The organism is Micromonospora sp. NPDC049044 (assembly GCF_040649215.1).
Classification (GTDB): Bacteria; Actinomycetota; Actinomycetes; order Mycobacteriales; family Micromonosporaceae; genus Micromonospora.
In genome coordinates, this window is record NZ_JBEZFA010000002.1 from 14,326 (window position 1) to 37,077 (window position 22,752).

A 22,752-nucleotide genomic window follows, 5' to 3' on the forward strand; every position below is an offset into this window, starting at 1 on the left:
CTCAATTATGCCGATGGGGACCCTTGGGCACAGTGGTCGTAGAACCACAATCGCGCTGCCGGCCCTCCGCCTGTGAAGCGGAGCGGAGGGCCACCGTTCCGTACGGTTCGGCCGTCAGTCGGCGGCACGCAGGCGCCGTACGCTGAGCCAGCTCGTGGCCAGTAGCAACGCGCCCACCGTGATCATCAGAACAGCGCTCGCGTGGTCACCGGCGAAGCCGGGCACGTCCTGTCCGGGCGCGCCCCACAGCCTGCGGATCACCGTCGCCACGGCGCTCACCGGGTTCCAGTCCACCACCGGGCGCAGCCAGCCCGGCATGGCTGAGGTGGGGAAGACCACGTTGGACAGGAACGTGAACAGCACCACCACCAGCGCACCGATCGAGTCGATCGACTCGACCGACCTCACCAGCAGGCCGATCAGGATGCCCACCCACGCCATCACGTGGATGAACACGATCACCACCCCGAAGCCGGCGGCGACGTCCAGCGCACCGGCGTGCGGGCGCCAGCCCAGGACCAGGCCCACGCCGGTCACCGCGAGCAACCCCGCGATCCCGGCGACGGTGTCACTGATCGCGTGCCCGGCCAGAACCGCGGCCCGGGAGATCGGCAGCGACCGGAACCGGTCCATCAACCCGCCGTGCACGTCCATCGAGGCGCTGATAGCGGTCGGGCCGATACCGGCCAGACCGACCTGAAGCACCACGCCGGCCATCAGGTAGTCGATGTAGCTACCGGTACCGGGCGACACCAGCGCGCCCTCGAACAGATAGCCGACCGCCACCAGCATCACCAGCGGGTTCATTACCATCCCGACCAGCCGGCCGGGACTGCGCCGCAGCCGCCGCAAACGGCGGCCGCACAGCGCCACCGTCTCCACAAACAGTGCGACCGGCCCTGTGGCCGGGACCGTACCCGCCTGCGTCGTCATCGTTGCGCCTCCTTGCCCGCGAGAGCACTCAACTCCCGCGCCACCCAGGAACCGATCCGCGTCTGCGGGCCGGGATGCATCATGAACTCGTGGACGCAGTCCACGTCGAGACGGTGAATCTCGCCCGCCACGTGCCGTTCCCAGCGCCGGGCCCGGTCCGCCAGCAGCGCTGGATCGACCCGTTCGGTGGCCGTGACCAGGTGCAGCGCTCCGGTGTAGACGCCCGGGACGTGGGCGTGGACCAGCTCGGCATGCCGGCGCATCAACGTGAGCATCCGGGTGGCCCGCTCCATCCCGATCGCGGCCAACCCGCCGTCCGAGCTCTGCAGCCGGTCCACGATCCGCGCCAGGGTCATCGGCGGCTCACCGCTGCCCTGCTCCGCGTACCCGAGGTACTCGGCGAGCCGAGCGGTCAGGTCCGCCTCGTCCGGCAGCGGCTCGTCGCGCGCCGCGTCGTAGGGAAAGCTGTCCAGGTCGGCCAGGAAGGCCACCTGCTCGCCGTCGGCCTGCAGCATTCGGGCCATCTCGAAGGCCACCAGGCCGCCGAACGACCAGCCGAGCAGGTGGTACGGCCCGGACGGCTGGATCGCGCGCACCTGCTCCAGGTAGGCCCCGGCCAGCTGCTCGATGCTCTCCGGCAGTCCCGCCGCCGGGTCGTGGTACGGACTCTGCAGCCCGTACACCGGCCGCTCGGCCTCCAGGTGCGCGGCCAGCCCCGCGTAGGTCAGGCTCAGCCCCATCCCGCCGTGCACGCAGAACAGCGGCGGCAGGGTGCCCGACCCGCGGATGGTCAGCACGGGGGCGAAGGCGTCCGTCGAGCCGTCCGCAGCCGTCTGCGGGCCGGCCGTGAGGATCCGCTCGGCCAGCCGTGCCGGGGTGCGGTCGGTGAAGACGTCCACGATGGTCAGCCGCAGCCCGGCCTGTTCCGCGTGGGACACCAGGTGTACCGAGCGGATGCTGTTGCCGCCGCAGTCGAAGAAGTCGTCGTCGACGCCGACCTCGTCGACGCCGAGCACCTCGGCGTACGCCCGGCAGAGCGTGCGTTGCAGCGCGGTCCTCGGCGGACGGCTCGCCGCGCGCCGCCGCTGCGGTGCCGGCAGCGCCGCGCGGTCGACCTTGCCGTTGATCGTGGTCGGCAGCTCGTCCAGCACCACCAGGTCGTCCGGCACCATGTAGTCCGGCAGGCCGCGGCGCAGTCGGGCCCGCAGCCCGGCCTCGTCGTCCACGGCGTGGCCCGGCTCCGGCACCAGGTAGCCGGTCAGCCGCGGGAACCCCGGCCGGTCCTCCCGCACCAGCACGGCGGCCTGGGCGATCGACCCGGCGGCCAGCAGCGCGCTCTCGATCTCGCCGGTCTCCACCCGGTAGCCGCGGATCTTCACCTGATGGTCGGAGCGACCCAGGTAGTCGATGCTGCCGTCGCCGAGCCAGCGGGCGACGTCGCCGGTGCGGTACATCCGGGCGCCGTCCGGGCCGAACGGATCGGCCACGAACCGCTGCGCGGACAGCGCGGGACGGCCCAGGTAGCCCAGCGCCAGGCCGGTGCCGCCGACGTACAGTTCGCCGGGCACGCCGGCCGGCACCGGCTGTAACCGGTCGTCCAGCAGGTAGATCCGGTGACCGGCGACCGGGCGGCCGATCGGCGGGCGCGCGCCGGCCCGCAACGGGTCGCTGACGCTGGCGCACACCGTGGTCTCGGTCGGCCCGTACGCGTTGATCATGATGCGGTTCGGGGCCCACCGCTCGACGACCTCGGGCGGGCACGCCTCACCCGCGACCGCCAGAACGAACCCGTCAGGCAGGTCGCAGTCCTGCGGGAACGCGCCGACCACCACCGGCGGCAGCACGGCGAGCGTGATCCGCTCGGCGTGCAGCAGCTCGACCAGTGGCCGGCCGGCCCGCGCCTCGTCCGCTGCGACCACCATCGCGCCGCCGGAGAGCAGCGACACGCACATCTCCCAGAACGCGGCGTCGAAGCCGAACGAGGCGAACTGCAGCCCGCGGGACTCCGCGCCGACGCCGAACCGCGCGCCGTGGTCGGCGGCCAGATGCACGCCGCTGGCGTGCGCGACCACCACTCCCTTGGGACGGCCGGTGGACCCGGAGGTGTAGATGACGTACGCCGGGTCGTCGGCCCGCAGCGGGCGGCGTCGCTCGCCGTCGGTGACCGCGCCGGGCTCGTGCCGCGCCAGCGCCCCGGCGGTGCCCGCGTCGTCGAGCAGCAGCACGGGCGGCAGCTCCGGCAGTTGGGGCGTGGTGGCGGCGGTGGTGATCAGCAGTACCGGCCGGGCGTCGCCGAGCAGGTAGCCGATCCGCTCGGCCGGGTTGGCCGCGTCGATCGGCAGGTACGCCGCACCGGCGGCGAGCACCGCCAACGCCGCGACCACCGGCTCGGTGCCGCGCGGCAGGGCCAGCGCGACGATGTCGCCGGCGCCCACCCCGCGGGCCAGCAGTTCCCGGGCCAGCCGGTGCACCCGGGCGCCGAGCTGGTCGAAGGTGAGCCGCTCGGTCCCGGCGACCAGCGCCTCGCGGGCACCGCCCTCGGCGGCCCGCCGGGCGAAGAGCCCCGCCAGGTCGCGGTCGGGCAGTGCGGTCCGCAGCGACGAGCGGCTCCACTCGCCGAGGATCTGGGCCCGCTCGGCCGGCTCCAGCGCGTCGATCCGGCTGACCGGCAGCGCCGGGTCGTCGACCAGCGCGGCAAGCACCAGCAGGAACCGCCGGACGACGCGCTCGGCACTGGCCGGGTCGAACAGGTCGGTGTTGTACTCCAGCGCGCCGTCCAGGCCGTCGCCGTCGTGCTCGGACAGCGTCAGCGCCAGGTCGAACGTGGACGCCACCACCCCGGTGTCGTGCGGAGCCGTCGTGATGCCCGGCAGGTCCAGCACCGGCGCGGCGGTGTTCTGCAGCACCAGCGCGACCTGGGCCAGCGGTGGCCGGGCCAGCGAGCGGGCCGGGTTGAGCGCCTCCACCACCTGCTCGAACGGCACGTCGGCGTGGGCGAAGGCGCCCAGGTCGGCCTCGCGGATCCGGGTGAGCAGCTCCCGGACGCTCGGGTCGCCACTCAGGTCGGTGCGCAGCACCAAGGTGTTGACGAAGAACCCGACCAGGGTCTCGGTGGCCCGGTCGGTGCGCCCGGCGACCGCGGTGGCCAGCGCGATGTCGCGGCCGGCGCCCAGCTTGCTCAGCGTGGTCGCCAGCGCCGCCTGCACCACCATGAACGGGGTGACCTCGCACTGCCGGGCCAGTGCGACCACAGCGGCGTGCAGCTTCGCCGGCACGCGCAGCAGCACCCGGTCACCGGCGTAACCGGCCACCGCCGGCCGGGGCCGGTCGGTGGGCAGGTTCAGCTCCTCCGGCAGACCGGCCAGGGTGCGCCGGAAGTAGCCGACCTGCTGGGCGGCCAGGCTGTCCGGGTCATCGGGGTCGCCGAGCAGGTCTCGCTGCCAGAGCGCGTAGTCGGCGTACTGCACCGGCAGCGGCTCGGCCGCCGGGCCGCCCTGGCCGGTGCGCTCGCGGTAGGCCGCGGCCAGATCTTCGGCAAACGGGACGGCGGACCAACCGTCGAAGGCGATGTGGTGGAAGACCAGCAGCAGCAGGCGCTCGTCCGGGGTGGCTTCGAACAGGTACGCCCGCAGCGGCACCTCGGTGACCAGGTCGAAGCCGCGGTGCGCGGCCGCCTGCACGGCTGCCGGGTCGGCGCCGGGCACCACGTGCAGGGTCGCCTCGGCGTCAACGACGTGCTGGCGTGGCCGCTCGGCGTCCTGCGGGAAGATCGTGCGCAGGATCTCGTGGCGCCGGCTCACGTCGGCGACCGCACCGGCCAGCGCGGCGACGTCGAGCGTGCCGCGTAGCCACAGCGCCAGGGTGACGTTGTAACCGCCGCCGGCCGGGTCGAGCCGGTTGAGGAACCAGAGCCGGCTCTGCGCGGGCGACAACGGCAGCCGCTCGGGGCGCGGGGCGCTGACCAGCGGCGTACGCGTCGCGGTGTCCGCGACGTGCAGCGCGGCGGCCAGGCGGCGCGGGGTCGGCTGCTCGAAGACCGTGCGCACTGCCACCTCGACTCCGAACGCGGCCCGCACCCGCACCAGCAGCCGCGCCACCAGCAGCGAGTGCCCGCCCAACTCGAAGAAGTCGTCGTCCGGGCCGACCGAGGCGGCGCCGAGCACCTCGGCGAAGAGCTGGCACACCAGCTCCTGCTCGGGGGTGCCGGGCGCCCGGCCGGCCGTGCGGGTGAACTCCGGCTCCGGCAGCGCCTTGTAGTCGATCTTGCCGCTGGGTGTCATCGGCAGGTCGTCGAGTGGCAGCACCACTACCGGCACCATGTACTCCGGCAGCCGCTGTGCCAGGTAATCGTGCAGTTCGCGGCCGTCCGGCCGGGATCCGCCGGGTGCCAGCTCGGCGTACCCGATCAGCCGGACGCCGGCCGCGCCGGTGCTCGCGACGACCGCCGCTCGCAGCACCGTCGGGTGCGTGACGAGCACCGACTCGATCTCGCCGAGCTCGATCCGGTGCCCACGGATCTTCACCTGCCGGTCCACCCGGCCCAGGCACTCCAGGAGGCCGTCGGCGGCCCAGCGGGCCAGGTCGCCGGTGCGGTACATCCGGGAGCCGGCCGGGCCGAACGGGTCGGCGACGAACCGGCCGGCGGTAAGCGACGGCCGGTTGAGGTAGCCGTGCGCCAGGCCGTCACCGGCGATGTACAACTCGCCGGCCACACCGGGCGGTGCCGGGCGCAGCGCGCGGTCGAGGACGTACACCTGGGTGTTGGCGATCGGTGAGCCGATCGGCGGCGCGCCCGCCCGGGTGATGTCGACCCGCCAGGCGGTGGACCAGATGGTGGTCTCGGTCGGGCCGTACAGGTTGACCACGTCGGCGGCGTGCGCGGTGAGCTGCGCGGCCAGCGCGGTGCCCAGCGGCTCGCCGCCGGTCAGCACCCGCAGGCCGGACAGGCAGGACGGGTGCGCGGCCGCGAGCACCTGCCAGTGGCTCGGGGTGGCCTGCATGACTGTGGCGCCGGCGCCGGTCACCATGGCGGCCAGCGCGTCGGGGTCGCGGGCGGTGGCACGGTCGGCGAGCAGCAGCGTGGCGCCGGCCAGCAGCGGCACGAACAGCTCCAGCATCGCGATGTCGAAGCCGAATGTGGTCACCGCGAGCAGCCGGTCGGCCGGGGTGACCTCGAGGCGCTCGCGCATGTCGAGGACCAGGTTGGTCAGGGCGCCGTAGGGCACCACGACCCCCTTGGGCCGGCCGGTGGAGCCGGAGGTGTAGATGACGTACGCCGGGTCGTCCGCCGCGTACCGGATGGCGACCGGCTCGGCCGGCGTGGCCGCCAGCTCCCGCTCGAACTCCGCGGTTCCGAGGTGGATCGGCCGGGCGGCGCCCAGGTCCGCGTCGAAGCCGCAGGTGGTGAGCACGAGGTCGGCGGCGGTGTCGTCGAGCATGAACCGCACCCGGTCGGCCGGGTGGTCCGGGTCCACGGCCAGGTAGGCCGCGCCGGCCTTGAGCACCGCGAGCGCGGCGACCACCAGGTTGGTGCCGCGCGGCAGCGCGATCGCGACGATGCTGCCCGCGCCGGCGCCGCGCTCCCGCAGCAGCCGGGCGAGCCGGTTCGCCCGCTCGTCGAGCTGCCGGGCGGTCAGCGTGGTCTCGCCGCTGACCAGCGCCGTGGTCTCCGGCCAGGTCTTCACGGTCGCCGCGAGCAGCTCCGGCAGCAGGCCGGCCGGCCAGGCCACGGCGGTGTCGTTGCGTTCGGTGAGCAGCGTCGAGCGCAGCTCGTCGTCGAGCAGGTCGAGCCCGCCCAGCGGCGTGTCGGCCTGCTCCGGCAGGCTGCCGAGCAGCCGCACCAGCAGGTTCGCGATCCGCCGGGCCTCGCCCTCGGCAACGGTGTCCGGCCGGTAGCCGACCTGCAGCTCCAGCTCGTCGCCGGGCACCGCTGTCAGACTCAGCGGGTACTCGGTGGCGTTGCGGACCTCGGCGCCGTCCACGGTCAGGCTGCCGCGCAGCCAGCCGAGCGCGTCGTAGTCGGCCGGGTAGTTCTGGAACATCAGCACCGTGTCGAACAGGTCGGTGATGCCGGCGGCCTGCTGCACCTCGGCGAGGCCCAGGTGCCGGTGCGCCAGCAGCGCGGCCTGTTGCATGTGCAGCTCGGCGAGCGCCTGAGTGACCGGTACGGCCGGGTCGAGCCGGCCGCGTACCGGCACGGTGTTGGCGAACATGCCGACCATCGACTCGGCGCCGGCCACCCCGGCGGCGCGACCCGCGTCGACCGCGCCGAAGACCACATCGGTACGCCCGGTCAGCTGGCCGACCACGATCGCCCAGGCCAGTTGCACCGCGGTGTTGAGCGTCATCCCCTGGCCGCGGGTGAAGCCGGTCAGTCGTCGGGTCGCCGCCGCCGGCAGGCGCACCGTGTGCACCGACGGCAGCACGGGCGTCTGCGGTGCGTCGGGCGCCACCCGGGTCGGCCCGTCCAGGCCGGCCAGCTCGCGGCGCCAGGCCTCGGCGGCCGCCTGGCGGTCGCGTCCGGCGAGCCAGGCGTAGTGCTCGCGGTAGCCGGCCGCGGCCGGCTCCTGCGCAACGCCGGCGTACGCCGCGAACAGGTCGTTCAGCAGGATCGGCAGCGACCAGCCGTCGACCAGGATGTGGTGGACGGTGAGCAAAAACCGCCACCGGTCGGCGCCGTGCCGGATCAGCGTGGCGCGCAGCAGCGGCGGCCGGCTCAGGTCGAAGCGGGCCGTCCGGTCGGCGTCGGTGTGCTGCTCGAGCCGGGCCGCGCGCTGTGCCTCGGGCACCGCGCTCAGGTCCACCTCGGTCAGCTCGATCGGCACCGACGCCGGCACCACCTGCACCGGCTCGCCGGAGCGGCCGGTGCGGAAGCAGGCCCGCAGGCCCGGGTGCCGGTGCAGCAGCTGGGCGTAGGCCTGGCGCAGGCGGGCTGGGTCGAGGTCGCCGCGCACGTCGGCGACCAGCTGTAGCACGTACACGTCGGCGCCCTGTTCGACGCGGCGGGCGTGGAACAGCAAGCCCTTCTGCAGGGGTGTGAGCGGAAGAAACTCGCTGCTCCTCGCGCGGTGGTCGATGCTCATTGCAGCTCCAGATCGAAGTCGAGCTCGTCCATCTCGTCGACGGACAACTCGATTAGCGGCACGGTCGCCGCCGGGGCGGGTTCGTCGCCGACCGCGACGGCCAGAGCAGCCAGAGCAGCCGGTTGCGGCGCGGTGAAGATGTCCTGCGGAGTGATCTCCCAGCCGCGTAGCCGGGCGCGGGCGACCACCTGCACGGCCGCGATGGAGTCGCCGCCGAGCATGAAGAAGTTGTCCGTCGCGCCGACCTGCTCCAGGCCGAGGACCTCGGCGAACACCGCCCGCAGATCGAATTCGGACGGCTGCTCACGGCTCGGCGTGAACGCCGGCGCCGACGTCTCGGGCCACTGCCGCGCGACCGCCGGGCTGATCGGCCCGGCCAGGTCGTCCACCGAGGCGCGCGGATCGGCGCCCGCCACGGTGGTCAGCAGTGCCAGGAACTCCTCGGCAATCTCGGTGGCCCGGTCCGGGCCGATCGCCTCGGGTGCGTGATCGAAACGCAGTTCCAGCTCGGCGCCGGGCTGCACGACCAGGCTCAGCGCATAGTGCCGGGAATCGCGGGCGACAACGTTCTCCACCCTTGGTTCGCCGGTCAGCTCGTCGGGGTCCAGGGCCGGGAAGTTGTCGAAGACCACCGCGGTGTCGTAGGGCTCCCCGACGCCGGCCAGCGCGGGGTTGCCGCGCAGCATCTCGGCCAGGCCGAGGTAGTCGTAGCGGCGCAGGTTCGCCTGCTCGTCCTGGACGCGGCGCAGCAGGCCGCCGAACGCCTCGCCCGGCTGCAAAACGACCCGCACCGGCAGGGTGTTCAGGAACATCCCGACCGTCTGGTCGATGCCGGCCAGCTCGGCCGGGCGGGTGGAGACCGTGCAGCCGAAGAGCAGATCGTCGCGCCCGGTGAGCCGGCCCAGATGCAGGGCCCAGCAGGCCTGCACCACGGTGCCGACGGTGACCTCATGCCGGGCGGCCAGCGCGGTCAGCGCGGCGGTGACGCCAGCCGGCAGCCACCGCGTCGACGAGGCCGTACGCCCGATCGCCATTCGCGGCTTGTGCCCCGCCACCAGCGTCGGGCCGGACGCGCCAGCCAGCGCGGTGTGCCAGGCCCGCCGGGCGGCATCGCGGTCCTGCCGGGCGATCCAGTTCAGGTAGTCGGTGAACTGCGGCCCTGAGATCTCCGCGAGATCCTCGTCCTGGTACATCGCGAGCAGGTCCCGTACCAGGTACGGCATGGACCACCCGTCGACGGCGATGTGGTGCAGCGTCCAGATCAGACGCGTGCGCGCCTCGTCCAGCCGGGCCAGGGTGAACCGCATCAGCGGCGGCCGGTCCAGGTCGAACGGCTGGTCCCGGTCCTCGTCGGCCAGCCGGTCGAGCTCAGCGTCGCCGCTGGCGGTCAGCTCGCGCCACGGCACCTTGCCGTCCGGGCGGACCAGGGCGACCGGGCCGCCGGTGTCCCGATGCAGGTATCCGGTGCGCAGCACGTCGTACTTGCGGACCAGCGCGGTCATCGCCGCTGCCAGCCGCAGCGGGTCGGTCGAGCCGACCAGGTCGGCCGTCACCTGCAGGTGGTAGATCGACCCGGCACCGGCACCGAACCGGCTGTGCGCGAGCATCCCGCGCTGGATGGCGGTCAACGGCCGCACGTCGGTGAGCTTCTGCCCGGCCGACCAGGTGTCCACCTCGTCTTGCTCGACGCTGACCAGCGGGAAGTCCGACGGGCTGTGCCCGCCGACGCCGGGGGTGCGACAGTGCGCCACCAGCAGCCGCAACGCGCTGAACCACGCCTGGGCGATCTCCTCGGCGTCCGGGCGGTCCAGCGCGCCGGGCGCCCAGAGCCAGTCCGCCACCAGGTGCGGGCCGTCGGCGCGCTGCTCGGTGAACGGGGTGACCGCCAGGGTGTGCCGCAGCGGCAGATCCGGGTGGAAGCCGGTGCCGATGCCGGTGCCCGCGTCCAGGGTCCACGGCGCGGACCCGTCCGAGGCGACGAACCGGCCCAGGTAGTTGAACCCGATCCGGGGCGGCTCGCCGGTCAGCAGCCGGGCGGTCTGCGGGTTGAGGTGCCGCAGCAGGCCGTGGCCGACGCCGCGCTGGGGCACCGCGTGCAGCAGCTCCTTGACGTGCTTGAGCAGGTCGCCCACGCCGGAAGGGCCGGACCAGGCAGCGTCCGGGTCGAGGCCGGCGGTGCTCAGCCGCACCGGGAAGACGCTTGTGAACCAGCCGACGGTGCGGGACAGGTCGAGCCCGTCGCGCAGGTCCTCGCGGCCGTGCCCCTCCAGCTCCACGGTGTACTCGGTGATGCCCCGACACTCGACGATCGCCAGCGTCAGCGCGGTCAGCAGCACGTCGTTGATCTCGGCGTGGAAGACCGCCGGTAGCTCGGTGAGCAGCGCCGTGGTGGTGGCGGCGTCCAGCTCCAGCCGCAGCGTCGCGGAGGTGCCGTAGGTGTCGACCGCCGGGTCGGGCGACCGGGTGCCGAGCACGGCGGGCGCCTGTTGGCCGAGCCAGTAAGCCATCTCCGCGACCCGCGACGGGACGCGTGCCTCCTCGGCGAGCGTCGCCGCCCACCGGCGGTAGGAGACCGGCACGGCCTCCAGCCGCGGCGGCTCCCCCGCAGCGACAGCGGTCCACGCGGCCTCCAGGTCGGCGAGCAGGATGCGCCAGGAGACGCCGTCGACGGCGAGGTGGTGTACCACAAGCAACAGCCAGCCGGGCTGGTCGCCGTCGTCGAGCAGCGCGGCGCGCATCGTGGCGCCGCTGGCCGGGTCGAGCCGGTCGCGGGCGGCGGCCAGGTGCCGCTCGATCTCGGCGGGAACGTCGCGGCCGGCGCCGCGCGGCAGTTCGGCGTACGCCAGCAGCTCTCCCGCGTCGACCCGGCCGGCCGGCACGACCCGCTGCTGCCAGAAACCGGGGGACGGGCTGTCGACCGTCATCCGCAGCATGTCGTGGGTGTCCACCAGCGCCTGGAGCACCTGGGCCACCCGCTCGCGCCCGGCGCCTCCCGGCGTCCGGATCACCACGTGCTGGCTGTACGGCCGGGCCGCACCGGACAGGTCGCCCGCGTCCTCCCAGAGCTGGGCGGCGATCGGGGTCAGCAGCACCTCGCCGGTCCCGTCCGCGGCCACCGGCGGCGGCTCGGTCACCTTGGCGGCCGTCAGTGCGATCCCGTGCGGGGTGACCCCGGTGAGCACGTCGCGCGGTGTCACCACGACACCCCGCTGCCGCAGATGGCTGACCATCTGGATCGCGGTGATCGAGTCGCCGCCCAGGGCGAAGAAGCTGTCGGTGGCCGCCACCTGCTCCAGTTGCAGCACCGCGGCGAACACCTCGCGCACCACGGCGACCAGGTCGTAGTCGCCCGGCGCGGCGATCGCGGCCGCTGACGGGATCGTGGTCGTGGTCAGGGTGAGCAGCTTGGTGCGGTCCACCTTGCCGTGCGCGGTCAGCGGCAGCGCGTCCACCACGTGCCACGCCGCGGGGACCATGTAGTCCGGCAGCACGCTCGCCAACCGGGTGCGCACGAGCGCGGCGTCCGCCACCCCGGTCACGAAGGCCACCAGGCGGGTGCCGGCCGGGCCGGCCACCGCGGCCACCGCGGCGTCGACCACCTCGTCGACCGCCCGCAGCGCCGCCTCGACCTCGCCGAGCTCGATGCGGTGCCCACGAATCTTGACCTGGTGGTCGCGGCGCTCGATGAACTCGAGCTGACCGTCGGCGCGGCGGATCACCCGGTCGCCGGTGCGGTACATCCGCGTGCCGGGCCCGGCGAACGGGTCGGCCAGGAACCGGAAAGCGGTCTTGACCGGGTCGCCCACGTAGCCCGGCCCGACGCCGACCCCACCGACGTACAGCTCGCCGGCCACCCCGACGCCGACCGGCGACAGGTGGTCGTCGAGCACGTAGAGCAGCGTGTTGCGGACCGGGTAACCGATCGGCACCCGGGCACCGACCGGATCGCCGGCCCGGATCACCGCGTGCGTCACGTCGTCGGAGCACTCGGTCGGCCCGTACGCGTTGATGATCGGCACCTCGGGGTGCCGGGCGAACCAGCGCTCGCACAGGTCGGCGGGCATCGCCTCGCCGGTGACCATGAGGTGGCGCAGCGTCGGCCGGACCGCCGGCGCGGGCAGCCCGGCGTCCCAGAGGTCCAATGCCGCGCGCAGCAGCGACGGCACCACCTCCAGCACCGTGATGCCGTCCGACCTGACCAGCCCGAACAGCTCCTGCGGGTCGCCCGCTCGGCGGCGGGAGACAGCCCGCACGGTGCCGCCGACGATCAGCGGGGCCAGCATCTGCCACACCGACACGTCGAAGGTCACCGGCGCGTTCTGCACCACCCGGCAGTCGGCACGCAGGTTCAGGTCCTCGACCTTGGCGAGCAGGTGGTTGACCAGCCCGCCGCGATGCACCATGGCGCCCTTGGGCCGGCCGGTCGAGCCGGACGTGAAGATGATGTACGCGACGTCGCCGGGCCGGTCGAGCGGCTCGGTCCATCGGCTGGGGATGTCGGCCTTGCGGGTCACCCGGGTCCGCCGCACCGCGGAGTCGCCGGCCTCGGCCAGGATCCGCTCGGCGAGCTCCGCGCAACGCGGATCGACGAGCAGGTGCTCGACGCCGGCGTCCTGCAACATGGCGACCGACCGGGCGACCGGCGCGTCGATGTCGAGCGGCGCCCAGACCGCGCCAGCGTGCAGGGTGGCCAGCACCGAGGTGATGAACGAGCCACCGGGCGGGGCGAGCACCGCCGCAACCGAGCCGGGCGCCAGCCGCCGGGACAGCGCGTTGGCCCGACCGACCAGCTCGCCGTATGTCATGGTGCCGTCCTCGTCGAGGACCGCCACGTCGTCCGGCCGGCTACGGGCCACCGCGCGGATCCGCTCGAACACGCCGACGAACTCCTCCGGGTGCACCTCGCCCTGCCAGCGGCGCAGCAGCTCGGCCTCGACCTCGGTCACCATCGGCAGTGCGCTGACCGGAGTGTCGGACTCGGCCTGCGCGAACTCCTGCAGGAACGCGGTGTAGCGGGCCAGGTGGTCGTCCAGCTCGCTCTCGGCGTACCGGTCGGCGTTGCCGTTGAGGTGGACCTCGACGGCGTCGTCCGGCGCGTCCAACACGGTGATCATCAGGTCGTCGACGATGCCGGTGGACAGGTTGTGCAGCCGCGCCTCGGCCCCGCCCAGCTCGAAGGAGGGCTCCTGCGGCAGCACGTTGACGAACGGGCCGAACGGGCGGCGGTCCGCGGCGGTCATCCCCAGCTCGGTACGGATCTTGTCGACCCGGTACCGCTGGTGGCGCAGCGTGCGCAGCAGCGTACGCGAGGTCTGCCGCAGCAGGTCGTCGACCGTGGTCGCCGCGGTGAGACGCTGCCGGATCGGCAGGTAGTTGGCGACCATGCCGGGCACCGCGCGGGTGCCGGCACCGACCCGGCCGGCCACCGGCAGAGTGAGCAGCACGTCCTCGCGGCCAGCGGCCCGGCCGAGGTAGGCGGTGGCCGCCGCGAGCACGAAGGCCGGCCAGCTGACCTGGTACGCGGCGGCCCGGTCCCGCAGCTTGCGGCCGGTCATGCCGCCCAAGGTGAGGCTGCGCCGCAGCAGGCCGGTGGCCGGGGTGGCCGGGCGCGCCGACAGGCTCATCGGCTCCGGCGCCGGGCTCATCTGCTCGACCCAGAAGGTGCGGTCGGTGGCGAGGGCGGGCGAGGCCGCGTACGCCCGCTCCGCGTCGAGCAGCAGCCGCAGCGGTGCCAGCGGCTGGCCGCCGATCTCGGTGCCGGCGGCCAGCGCGGTGTAGATGTCGCCGAGCCGCCGGTACAGCACGACCCGGCTGTAGCCGTCGCAGAGCAGGTGGTGCATGGCCAGGTAGCACAGCGAGCGCTCGTCGGCGACCCGGAACACGACGACCCGGAACAGCGGGAAGCCAGCCGGGTCGAACGGGTCGGCCAGGTCCCGCCACATGGCGGCGACGGCCTCGCCGGCCGGGTCCTCGTGCCCGCGCAGATCCACCGAGCGGATCGGCAGGTCGGGCAGGTCGCGGACGACCACCACCGGACCGTCGTCGCCGAGCGAGAACTGCGATCGGGTGCACTCGGCTTCCTCCGCCAGCCGGTGCAGTGCCGCGCGGAACGTCTCGGCGTCGAACGGGCCGCGTACGTCGAGGTAGTCGGCCATGGTGTAGGCCAGCCGGTCGGTGGAGAACGCCTCGTCGAACCAGACGTCGGTCTGGGCCGCGGTCAGGGTCAGTCGCTCGCTCATGCCGACATCCGCTCGCTTCCGGTGCTGCCGGGGGCGGCGTGGTCGCCGTCCATCATCTCGGCGCCGTACAGGTCGGTGAACCACTGCGTCTGGTACACGGTGTCGAGGTAGCGCTCGCCGAAGTCCGGGCCGATCGCCACCGCGGTGCCGCCGGCGGCCTCCGGGTGCTCCTCGTACCAGCGGCTCGCGCCGGCGATCACGGTGCCGGTGGAGCCGCCGAACAGGAAGCCGGAGCGGGCCAGGTGCCAGCAGGCCCGGACGGTGTCGACCTCGGGGACCATCACCACGTCGTCGACGTACGAGACGTCGAGTTGCTTGGACGGGAGGGCTGAGCCCAGCCCCGGGATCATCCGGGGCAGGTTCGGGCCGCCGAAGGTCACCGAGCCGACGACGTCGATCGCGACCACCCTGACCGACGGGCGGTGCTCGCGCAGGTAGCGGGTGGCGCCCATCAGCGTCCCGGCCGTGCCGACCCCGACGAACAGCAGGTCGAGGTCGGGGAACGCGTCCAGGATCTCCGGGCCGGTCCGGGTGTAGTGCGCCGCCTGGTTGGCCGTGTTCGCGTACTGGTCGGGCCAGAAATAGTCGTCGTTGTCGGCGCAGAGCTGGCGTACGCGCCGGACCCGCGCGCCGACCAGCCCGTCCACCGGGTGCGGCTGGGTGACCACGTAGACCTCGGCGCCGAACGTACGCATGATCTGCCGGGCCGTGAGGGTGCAGCGCGCGTCGGTCACGCAGATGAAGTGGTAGCCGCGGCTGACCGCGACCATGCTGAGCGCGACCCCGAGGTTGCCGGAGGAGCTCTCCACGATGGTCGAGCCCGGGCGAAGCGTGCCGGCGCGCTCGGCGTGGTCGATCATCTCGACCGCGGCCTTCAGCTTGATCGACCCGGCGAAGTTGAAGCCCTCGCACTTCAGGAAGATCCGCTGGCCGACCAGCCGGGTGAGGTCCACGAAAACGTCGGGGACGTTGAAACGGTCAGGGGTGGTGACTATCTGCATCTCATCTCCGTCAGATCAGGCCGGGCGCCCAGCGCTCGATCCGTAGCGGTCGAGGTCGTGGAAGAAGCCGTCGACAGTGGTGAGCTGACCGGTGCGGGCCAGCTCGTCGTAGACGAACCTGCCGACCGCGAGGTCCAGCACGCCGAGGCCGAACGGTGAGAACACCAGCGGGCGGCCGGCGTCCGGGCGCACGGCGCCGGTGAGCACGTCGTGAAGGGTTCCGACGAGGAAGTCACGGTTGCCGGTCTGCTGCTCGGCGAGGTGCACCGAGGTGTTCGCGGTGAGGCAGTGATGGACGTCGTCGACCACGTTGGTCGCCGACAGGATCACCTCGGTGCCGAGGTCGCGCAGCGACACGTGCAGGACCAGCGGGTTGTGCGCGAACCAGGAGGGGTCGTGCACGTGCGGAGTGCCGGCGGTGGTGGCGTAGACGACCAGGTCGCTGTCGCGCACCAGCTGCTCGTGCGAGTCGTGCACGACGATCTCGCCGCTCACCCCGGTGCGCCGTAGGTGGTCGCCGAAGGACTGCGCGTACCCGGCGGACAGATCGTGCACGCCGAGCTGCTCGAAGGACCAGCCGGCGGCCTTGAGGTAGGTGTGGATGTAGCGGGCGATCAGCCCGGCGCCCACGAAGCCGATCCGGGTCGGACGAGTGCGGCCCTCGCTGAGCCGGCCGGCGGCGAGTGCCGCCGAGGCGGCGGTCCGGCTGGCGCTGATGATCGAACTTTCCAGGCACCCGATCGGGTATCCGGTCGCCGGGTCGTTGAGGATCAGCACGGCGGAGGCCCGCGGGATGCCCCGCTCCAGGTTGGTCGGGAAACTCGAGATCCACTTGATCCCGTCCACCGGGGCGTCGCCGCCGAGCGAGGCCGGCAGGGCGATGATGCGGGCGGTCGGCCGGTCCGGGAAACGCAGGAAGTACGAGCGCGGATTGATGGTGAGCGCCTCGCCGTGCAGCCGGTAGGCCTGCTCGACCACATCGATGATCGCCTTCTCCTGGCCGTCCAGCACCGAGCTCACCTGCGCGCCCGGGACAACCGAGAAACCCGGCAGATCGACTGACATGACGACTCCCTTGCACGATTGGACGAACTGTCTTTCACGGCAAGATCAGGCTCGCGGAGAGCGCTGACGAGTGACTGACCGCGGGCTGACCGGCCGTGCGGGTGCGCTATGTTCGGCAGGCCCGGCGGAGGAGTGCCGCCGACGACACGGGGGGACACACCGGTGCGCCTGATACTCGCGGAGGACCAGTTCCTGCTCCGTGAGGGCCTGGTCAAGCTACTCGAGGCGCACGGCGACGAGGTGGTCACCGCAGTGACCAGCGGGCCCGAACTGCGGGACGCTCTGACCACTGAGGATTTCGACCTCGCCCTGATCGACATCCGGCTGCCGCCCACGTTCACCGACGAGGGACTGCAGGCCGCGCTCGAGGGCCGGCGGCTGCGTCCCGGCCTGCCGGTGCTGCTGCTCTCGCAGTACGTCGAGCAGCTCTACGCCACCGAGTTGCTCGCCGACGGCGCGGGCGGCATCGGCTATCTCCTCAAGGACCGGGTGTTCGACGGCGAGCAGTTCATCTCGGCGCTGCGGACGGTCGCCGGCGGCGGCACGGTGATGGACGAGGACGTGGTCTCCGGCATGGTGCGCCGCAGCGACCATCTGGCCCAGCTGACCGCCCGGGAGCTGGAGACGCTGGCGTTGGTCGCGCAGGGCCGGTCCAACGCGGCGATCGCCGCCGCCATGTTCGTGACCGAGAAGGCGATCGCCAAGAACATCAACAGCATCCTGGCCAAGTTGCAGCTACCGCCGTCCACCGACGACAACCGGCGCGTGATGGCGGTGCTCGCCTACCTGGGCCAGTGAGCCCGGCCGGAGAACACCGCGAGGAGACTCAGCGCAGGTCGTGCCCGAGCAGTCCCGGTATCACGTTGAGCCGCTGGATGTTCGAGGTGCCTTCCATGAACTCCAGCCCCTGAGCGTCGCGGACGAACTTGTCAAGCAGCGGATGCTCGATCCGGGCCGCCGGGCCGAGCAGCGCCGCCGCGCGCAGCGTCACCGACGCTGCCAGCCGGCAGGCGCTGACCTTCGCCACCGACGCCGGCTGACCGTCGCCGTGGGCGTCGACAGCCCGCGCCGCCCGGTGCACCAGCGCGCGGCTCAGGTCGATGCGCGAACCGAGCACGGCGAGTTCCTCCTGCACAGCGGGGGGCGCCAGCCTCCGCTCGGTCCCGGCGTACTCCAGGGCGGCCCGCGCCACGCCGACCGCCATCGCCGCGACCGTGGGCCGCAGCCGGTTGAAGACCTGCAGGAAGCCCCACATGCCGCGACGGGTCGTCGGCAGGTGCGCACCCAGCAGCCCCTCGACCGGGACCGGGACGGCCTTGAGTTGCAGGTGCGAGATCTGCACCGCGCGCAGGCCGATCATGTCGAGTGGTTCGGCGGTGAACCCCGGGCTGTCGGCCTCGACGATCGCCGCCGACACCCCGAACGGCCCCGGCCCCGTACGGCAGAACACCGCACCGAACGTGGCCCGCGAGCCGTTGCCGATGTAGCGTTTCGCGCCGTCCAGCAGGAAGCCGGACTGTTCCGGTACGGGGGTCAGCGCCGTGGTGATGGCGGTAGCGTCCGAACCGCGGTCCGGCTCGGTGAGCCCGAAGAACGTCCACGTCGGACGCTCCAGCAGGCGGTCGAAGTAGGTCGTCTTCTGTTTCTCGTTGCCGAGCTGGCACAGCAGCACGCCGAACATCGACGGGCCCGGTGCGGCGAGCAGGATGCCCGCGTCGCCGAACGCGAGCTCCTCCAGGGAGACCACCCGCTCGATCGCCGACATGCCGTCGTACCGGTACCCGCCCACGCGCAGCACCGGCCCGCCGAACTCCGGTGGGATGCCCAGCGTCTCCATGTAGGCGACACCGGGCTGCGCCAGCAGCTCGTGCACGCGGGCCGGGTCGGCGTCCACGTCGAGCGAGTGCCGGCGCAGCTCGCGCGCCCATCCGTACACCTCGCGGCGCAGCGCGTACAAGCGGTCGTCCACGGGGTCACCCCCTTCCTTCGGCATAGACGTCGGCCAGCAGCTCGGACACGTGCGCCTCGCCGCCCGGGCCGTCGCGCAGGAAGCCGGCGGCGCCGAACAGGCCGAGCACGGCCCGGTCGGCGGCGGTGATCCGGTCATGCAGGTGCAGGGTCATGGCCGGGCTCAGCGAGATGCCGTCGAGCGCGGCCGCGATCTCCTGGTGCTCCACCAGCACGTCGGCCAGCTGTCCTTTGATCATTTGGAAGCGGAGCAGGTCGCCGCCACCGGAACGGCGCGAGGCCAGCCACCGTACGCAGGTACGGCGCCGACCGGCCGACGATCCCAGCCGCAACCAGAGCAGGCCGAGGCGCCACCGGTCCGGTGCCAGGAAGGGCGCACCTCGTCCGAACGACACCGCGCCGCCCGGCAGGGTGAAGCCGGCCAGCGGCGGGACCCCCGGGACCCCGCCGATGACGCTGGCCGCCACCCCGCCGTCGCGGTGCGCCGGCGGCTCCGCCTCCATCAACACGCTCAGCGCCCGCAGCGCCGGGACGATCCCGTCCTGCTCGGCGGCCCGGAACACCGGCTCGTAGAGGCCGGCGTCCAAGGCGAACGGCGTGCCCCGGCGGGTGTTCATCGCGGCGGCGCTCCGGTGTCGAGCCGGCATCCGGACAGGTCGCCGGTACTGGGATCCAGATCGATCAGCACCACAGTGCCGCGCGCCGTACCGGAGTGCCGGGCCGCGGCTTCGCGCCACAGTCCGGTGCCCGGCTGGCCCGGAGCCACGTGCCGGACGTCCACCGCGCTGATCGGCAGCGACCAGGCCGGATCGACGCCCGGCCCGAACAGCACCGGGGTGTCCTCGTCGTCGGCAAGCTGCTTCCACAGCCGCCCGATCCGCTCGGTGAACTCCGCGGCCGGCACGCCGCTGTCCTGCTGGATCTCGTAGCCGCCCCGACCGTCGTCCGCACCGGGGCGCTCCAGTACCAGCACGACCACCGCGTCGCCGTCGACCCGCACCGCCGGGGAGTCCGGCACCTCGTACGGGAAGCTGGCCTGGTCCAGCAGTAGCACCACGATCCGTTCGAGGCCGGTACGGGCCGCGTACAGCTCGGCCAACGCCAGCGCGGTGAACGGTGCCGCGACGCCCTGATCGGTGACCGCGAACGCGGACGGGTTGCCGGGCAGGACCGCGGTGGCCAGCGGGCCGGCCACCGCACCCGGCACGGCGTCCGGCGTCGCGTACGCCAGCACGACCAGGTCGACCGGTCCGCGCAGCTCGGCGAACGCCGGGCTGAGGCGCTCAATCATCGCGGAGTAGGTGTTACCGGGGCGCTCCAGCGCCCCGGGCCGGAAGGCGAGGCCGCCGCTCGCGACCACCGCCGGCAGAAACGCCGTGGTGACCGGGTCGTCCAGGCGGGTGCCGCCGGTGTCGAAGGTTTGGCTGATCATCTGCGTCACCGTGAGGACCGGCCGCCGGTCGGTGAGCCGCGGTGACGCCGCAGTCGTCCGGAACACGACTACGACATCTCGGTGTGGATGAAGTCGGCGAGCGCCCCGACGGTGAGGAAGTGGCTCATCTCCAGGTTTTCGGTGTAGAACTGCATCTCCAGGGCTTCCTCGAGGTACATCATCAGGTCCAGGACGCCGGTGGAGTCCAGCCCGATCTCCTCGAAGAGCTTGGTGTCGCGGTCGATCTCGCCGATGTCGCGCTCCAGGACTGCGCTGAGCGCCTCGGCGACCACGTCGATGACGCGGTCTGTGCTCGGCTGCGCTGCGATGGTCATGACAAGGCCTCTCTCGATTCGTCGCATCAGGTGCCCGCGACGGCCACGGCGGCCGGCGCGGGTAGTTGCTGGCGGGCCAGCAGGTCGGTGGGCTGGTCGCGGCGGCTCACCAGGTGCGCGACGCCGTCCAGGACCAGCACCTCGGCGGGGTAGCCGTGGCTGAGGAACAGCACCGGCGAGGCGGTCGGCCCGTACGCGCCCGAGCGCAGAACGCCGATGAGGTCGCCGGCCTTCAGCGGCGGCAGGTTCACCTTCTTGCCGACGGTGTCGTTCGGGGTGCACAGCGGTCCGGTGATGTTCCACGCCTCGGTCGCCGGCCGGTCCATCGCGGTCAGCGCCACGATCGGGAAGTTGCGCTTGACGAACGATCCGATGCCCACGGCCGCCATGTGGTGATTGGTGCCGCCGTCGGCGATCGCGAAGTTCTCCCCGTACGACTGCTTGGTGTAGCGGACCCGGGTGACGTAGACGCCGGCCGTCGCGGTGAGGTAGCGGCCCAGTTCCATCAGCATCCGGGTGCGCGGGTGCGCGTCGGCGAACGCGGCCAGCACCGGGTTGAGCAGCGCGGCCAGGTCGGGCACCGACAGGTCCCGCTCGTTGTCGAAGTAGGCGACGCCGAGGCCACCGCCGACGTCGACCATCTCCAGCTCGAAGCCGAGCACGCCGGCCAGGTGCACCGCCATGGAGAGGATCTGCTCGGTGTTGCGGGCGATCGACTCCTCGCTGAGGATCCGGGTGCCCAGGTAGCACTGCACGCCCATCAGCCGCACGTGCGGGAACCGGGCGGCCAGGCCCGGATCGTCGAGCAGATGCTGCTCGTCAATGCCGAACTGGCGGGCCTTGCCGCCCATGGTCAGCCCGGAGCCCTTGGTCTGGAAGCTCGGGTTGACCCGCAGCGCGACCGGTGCCCGCGTACCGCGCCGCCCGGCCAGCGCGTCGATCAGCTCCAGCTCGGCCGGCGACTCGCAGATGATCGCGTAGATCCCGTGGTCGAGGCAGGCCTCGATCTCCTCGGCGCTCTTGCCGGGCCCCAGGAACACGATGTCCCGCGGGTCGACGCCGGCGCGCCGGGCGGTGAGCAGCTCGGCGAGCGAGGAGACCTCGGCGCCGGCGCCGGCCCGGTGCAGGGTCGCGCAGACGGCGACGTTCGGGTTCGCCTTGAGGGAGTAGACGACACCGAGGCGCTCGTGCAGCGCCGCGGCGAGAGTGGTGAGCCGCTCGCTCAGCACGTCGCCGTCGTAGACGTACAGCGGAGTGCCGAACTGCTCGGCGAGCTCGGTGATCCCGATTCCCTGGACTTCGTACTCGCGAATCATCGCCCGCCTCCCGCAATCTCGTCGACTCGTTCGCTGATCGCCCGGTCGAGCCCGCTCAGCCGCTCGGCGGTGGGCGCCACCAGGAAGGTGTAGAGCCGCCCGTCGAACTCCTCCGCCGTACCGGCGGCGGCGTTCACTGTGGCGAAGTTCGCGATCACGACACCCTCGCCACCGGGTCCGGTCAGCAGCAGGTCGCCGAGGGCGGTGCGGAGGCCGGAGAAGGGCAGGGGCTGACGCAGGCGTACCGGATAGTGGCGTGCGAGCGCGGCGTGACCGCCCGGCAGCAGTTTCTCCTGCAGTGCCACCTGGTAGGTGGACATGTTGTTCCGTGCGTTGATCTCCAGCACCGGGTAGAGCCCGTCGTCGTCGGTGCGGATGGCATCGATGCCCACCACGCCGAAGAAGCCGTCGGCGGCGAGCTTCTTGCCGAGCGCCTCCGCCGTGTCCCGCACGATCTGCAGGTGCCGGTCGCCGAGCTGTGCCGGGATCCGGTGACCGCGGTGCACGCCGCCCTCGGTGAGCGCGGTCTTGACGAAGTCGAAGTGGACGCCGCCGTCGCGGGAGACGGTGAACTGGTAGTTCAGGTCGCCGCGGTTGCTGACCCACTCCTCGATCACGAACGCCGCGTGGTCCGCGCCGGACCGCTCGACCTTGGTCGCGATGATCTGCTGCAGGCGCCGCAGCCGGGCCACCTTGTCGACCACCGCGATGCCCTTGCCGGAGACGCCGAACGCCTCCTTGACCACTACCGTGCGGCCCTGCTCGATGAGCGCGGCGGCCTCCGTGCATGCCTGCTCCAGCTCGGCCAGGTTGCTTGCGGCCCAGCCGCGCGGCTGGACGATGCCGAGCTCGTCGGCGGCCCGACGGCTGTACACCTTGCTGTTTACCGCTTTGCAGACCTCGGCGGCCGGTGCGGCCGCGGCGATGCCGGCCCGCAGGGACAGGTGCTCCTCGTCCGTGGACATGCCGTGTGCCAACAGGTGGGCGCCCGCGGCGCCCAGGCGGCCGAGCGTCTCCTGCAGCCGCTTGTCAGCCAGCGCGTCCTTGGTCACCGTACGCATCGGATCCTGCTCGGCAGGCGTGTGGATGGTCGGCAGCGGCAGTCCCAGCGAGCGCAGGTGCTCCAGATGGTCCTCGTCCGGTGCCGCCTTGACGATCACGTGATCCTCGGCGCCGCCCAGCAGCACCGCGAACTCGTCCATGCGGTTGACCATCGCGGCACCGGACGCCGAGGTGAGCCGGGGCAGGGCGACCTCGCCTCGCGCCCACTGCTCCTCGACCTCGAAGTTGCCCACGAAGATCAGGGGCGCCCGGTCGGCGAGGACCGCGGTCCTCAGTCGTTCGACAAAGGGTGTCTCGTGCGACATTCTTCTCGCTTCCG

The 22,752-nt window shown here is 72.7% G+C and carries 12 protein-coding genes; 1 reads left to right on the forward strand and 11 read right to left on the reverse strand.

The window, feature by feature from the left end; all coding sequences use genetic code 11:
- Positions 1-114 precede the first annotated feature (114 nt).
- The 5 genes from AB0B85_RS01760 to sbnB are packed head-to-tail and all read right to left on the reverse strand — an operon-like array spanning position 115 to position 16,320.
- Complete coding sequence (locus AB0B85_RS01760; protein WP_357402454.1) at positions 115-933, reverse strand: ABC transporter permease; 819 nt, start codon at positions 931-933, stop codon at positions 115-117.
- On the reverse strand, positions 930-8,015 hold the full coding sequence (locus tag AB0B85_RS01765; protein WP_357402456.1) for an amino acid adenylation domain-containing protein: 7,086 nt from the start codon (positions 8,013-8,015) through the stop codon (positions 930-932). Before AB0B85_RS01765 ends, AB0B85_RS01760 begins: the two co-directional genes overlap by 4 nt.
- Entirely contained in the window at positions 8,012-14,254 is a 6,243-nt protein-coding gene (locus AB0B85_RS01770; protein ID WP_357402458.1) for an amino acid adenylation domain-containing protein, read from the reverse strand. The genes AB0B85_RS01765 and AB0B85_RS01770 overlap by 4 nt, the downstream gene beginning before the upstream one ends.
- Positions 14,251-15,255 (reverse strand): 2,3-diaminopropionate biosynthesis protein SbnA, encoded by a 1,005-nt coding sequence (sbnA, locus tag AB0B85_RS01775; protein WP_357402460.1) that lies wholly within the window; start codon positions 15,253-15,255, stop codon positions 14,251-14,253. The genes AB0B85_RS01770 and sbnA overlap by 4 nt, the downstream gene beginning before the upstream one ends.
- Before the next feature lie 15 nt (positions 15,256-15,270).
- Positions 15,271-16,320 (reverse strand): 2,3-diaminopropionate biosynthesis protein SbnB, encoded by a 1,050-nt coding sequence (sbnB, locus tag AB0B85_RS01780; protein ID WP_357402462.1) that lies wholly within the window; start codon positions 16,318-16,320, stop codon positions 15,271-15,273.
- A 162-nt stretch (positions 16,321-16,482) separates the two neighbouring features.
- Between sbnB and AB0B85_RS01785 the strand changes: the two genes are divergently transcribed.
- Positions 16,483-17,118: a response regulator transcription factor gene (locus AB0B85_RS01785; RefSeq protein ID WP_357402464.1), complete on the forward strand. Its 636-nt coding sequence runs from the start codon at positions 16,483-16,485 to the stop codon at positions 17,116-17,118.
- A gap of 28 nt (positions 17,119-17,146) precedes the next feature.
- On the opposite strand, the gene AB0B85_RS01790 is transcribed toward AB0B85_RS01785, so the two are convergent.
- The 6 genes from AB0B85_RS01790 to AB0B85_RS01815 form a co-directional block, all read right to left on the reverse strand.
- Complete coding sequence (locus tag AB0B85_RS01790; protein ID WP_357402466.1) at positions 17,147-18,289, reverse strand: acyl-CoA dehydrogenase family protein; 1,143 nt, start codon at positions 18,287-18,289, stop codon at positions 17,147-17,149.
- 4 nt (positions 18,290-18,293) lie between these two features.
- Positions 18,294-18,905 carry a hypothetical protein gene (locus tag AB0B85_RS01795; protein WP_357402468.1) on the reverse strand — a complete coding sequence of 204 codons (612 nt, stop codon included), beginning with the start codon at positions 18,903-18,905 and terminating at the stop codon, positions 18,294-18,296.
- The gene (locus AB0B85_RS01800; RefSeq protein ID WP_357402470.1) at positions 18,902-19,720 is read right to left on the reverse strand and encodes a hypothetical protein; all 819 of its coding nucleotides are present in this window, start codon (positions 19,718-19,720) and stop codon (positions 18,902-18,904) included. The genes AB0B85_RS01795 and AB0B85_RS01800 overlap by 4 nt, the downstream gene beginning before the upstream one ends.
- A 68-nt stretch (positions 19,721-19,788) precedes the next feature.
- Positions 19,789-20,055 carry an acyl carrier protein gene (locus AB0B85_RS01805; protein ID WP_357402472.1) on the reverse strand — a complete coding sequence of 89 codons (267 nt, stop codon included), beginning with the start codon at positions 20,053-20,055 and terminating at the stop codon, positions 19,789-19,791.
- Positions 20,056-20,081: 26 nt separating this feature from the next.
- Positions 20,082-21,371, reverse strand: a complete 1,290-nt coding sequence (locus tag AB0B85_RS01810; protein ID WP_357402474.1) for a type III PLP-dependent enzyme — start codon at positions 21,369-21,371, stop codon at positions 20,082-20,084.
- Complete coding sequence (locus AB0B85_RS01815; protein WP_357402476.1) at positions 21,368-22,738, reverse strand: ATP-grasp domain-containing protein; 1,371 nt, start codon at positions 22,736-22,738, stop codon at positions 21,368-21,370. Before AB0B85_RS01815 ends, AB0B85_RS01810 begins: the two co-directional genes overlap by 4 nt.
- Between the last annotated feature and the right edge of the window lie 14 nt (positions 22,739-22,752).

What these genes read in the sequence shown, in the direction of transcription:
- AB0B85_RS01760 (WP_357402454.1), bottom strand. Translation starts at nt 933, where the DNA reads ATGACGACGCAGGCGGGTACGGTCCCGGCCACAGGGCCGGTCGCACTG.
- AB0B85_RS01765 (WP_357402456.1), bottom strand. Translation starts at nt 8,015, where the DNA reads ATGAGCATCGACCACCGCGCGAGGAGCAGCGAGTTTCTTCCGCTCACA.
- AB0B85_RS01770 (WP_357402458.1), bottom strand. Translation starts at nt 14,254, where the DNA reads ATGAGCGAGCGACTGACCCTGACCGCGGCCCAGACCGACGTCTGGTTC.
- sbnA (WP_357402460.1), bottom strand. Translation starts at nt 15,255, where the DNA reads ATGCAGATAGTCACCACCCCTGACCGTTTCAACGTCCCCGACGTTTTC.
- sbnB (WP_357402462.1), bottom strand. Translation starts at nt 16,320, where the DNA reads ATGTCAGTCGATCTGCCGGGTTTCTCGGTTGTCCCGGGCGCGCAGGTG.
- AB0B85_RS01795 (WP_357402468.1), bottom strand. Translation starts at nt 18,905, where the DNA reads ATGAACACCCGCCGGGGCACGCCGTTCGCCTTGGACGCCGGCCTCTAC.
- AB0B85_RS01800 (WP_357402470.1), bottom strand. Translation starts at nt 19,720, where the DNA reads ATGATCAGCCAAACCTTCGACACCGGCGGCACCCGCCTGGACGACCCG.
- AB0B85_RS01805 (WP_357402472.1), bottom strand. Translation starts at nt 20,055, where the DNA reads ATGACCATCGCAGCGCAGCCGAGCACAGACCGCGTCATCGACGTGGTC.
- AB0B85_RS01810 (WP_357402474.1), bottom strand. Translation starts at nt 21,371, where the DNA reads ATGATTCGCGAGTACGAAGTCCAGGGAATCGGGATCACCGAGCTCGCC.
- AB0B85_RS01815 (WP_357402476.1), bottom strand. Translation starts at nt 22,738, where the DNA reads ATGTCGCACGAGACACCCTTTGTCGAACGACTGAGGACCGCGGTCCTC.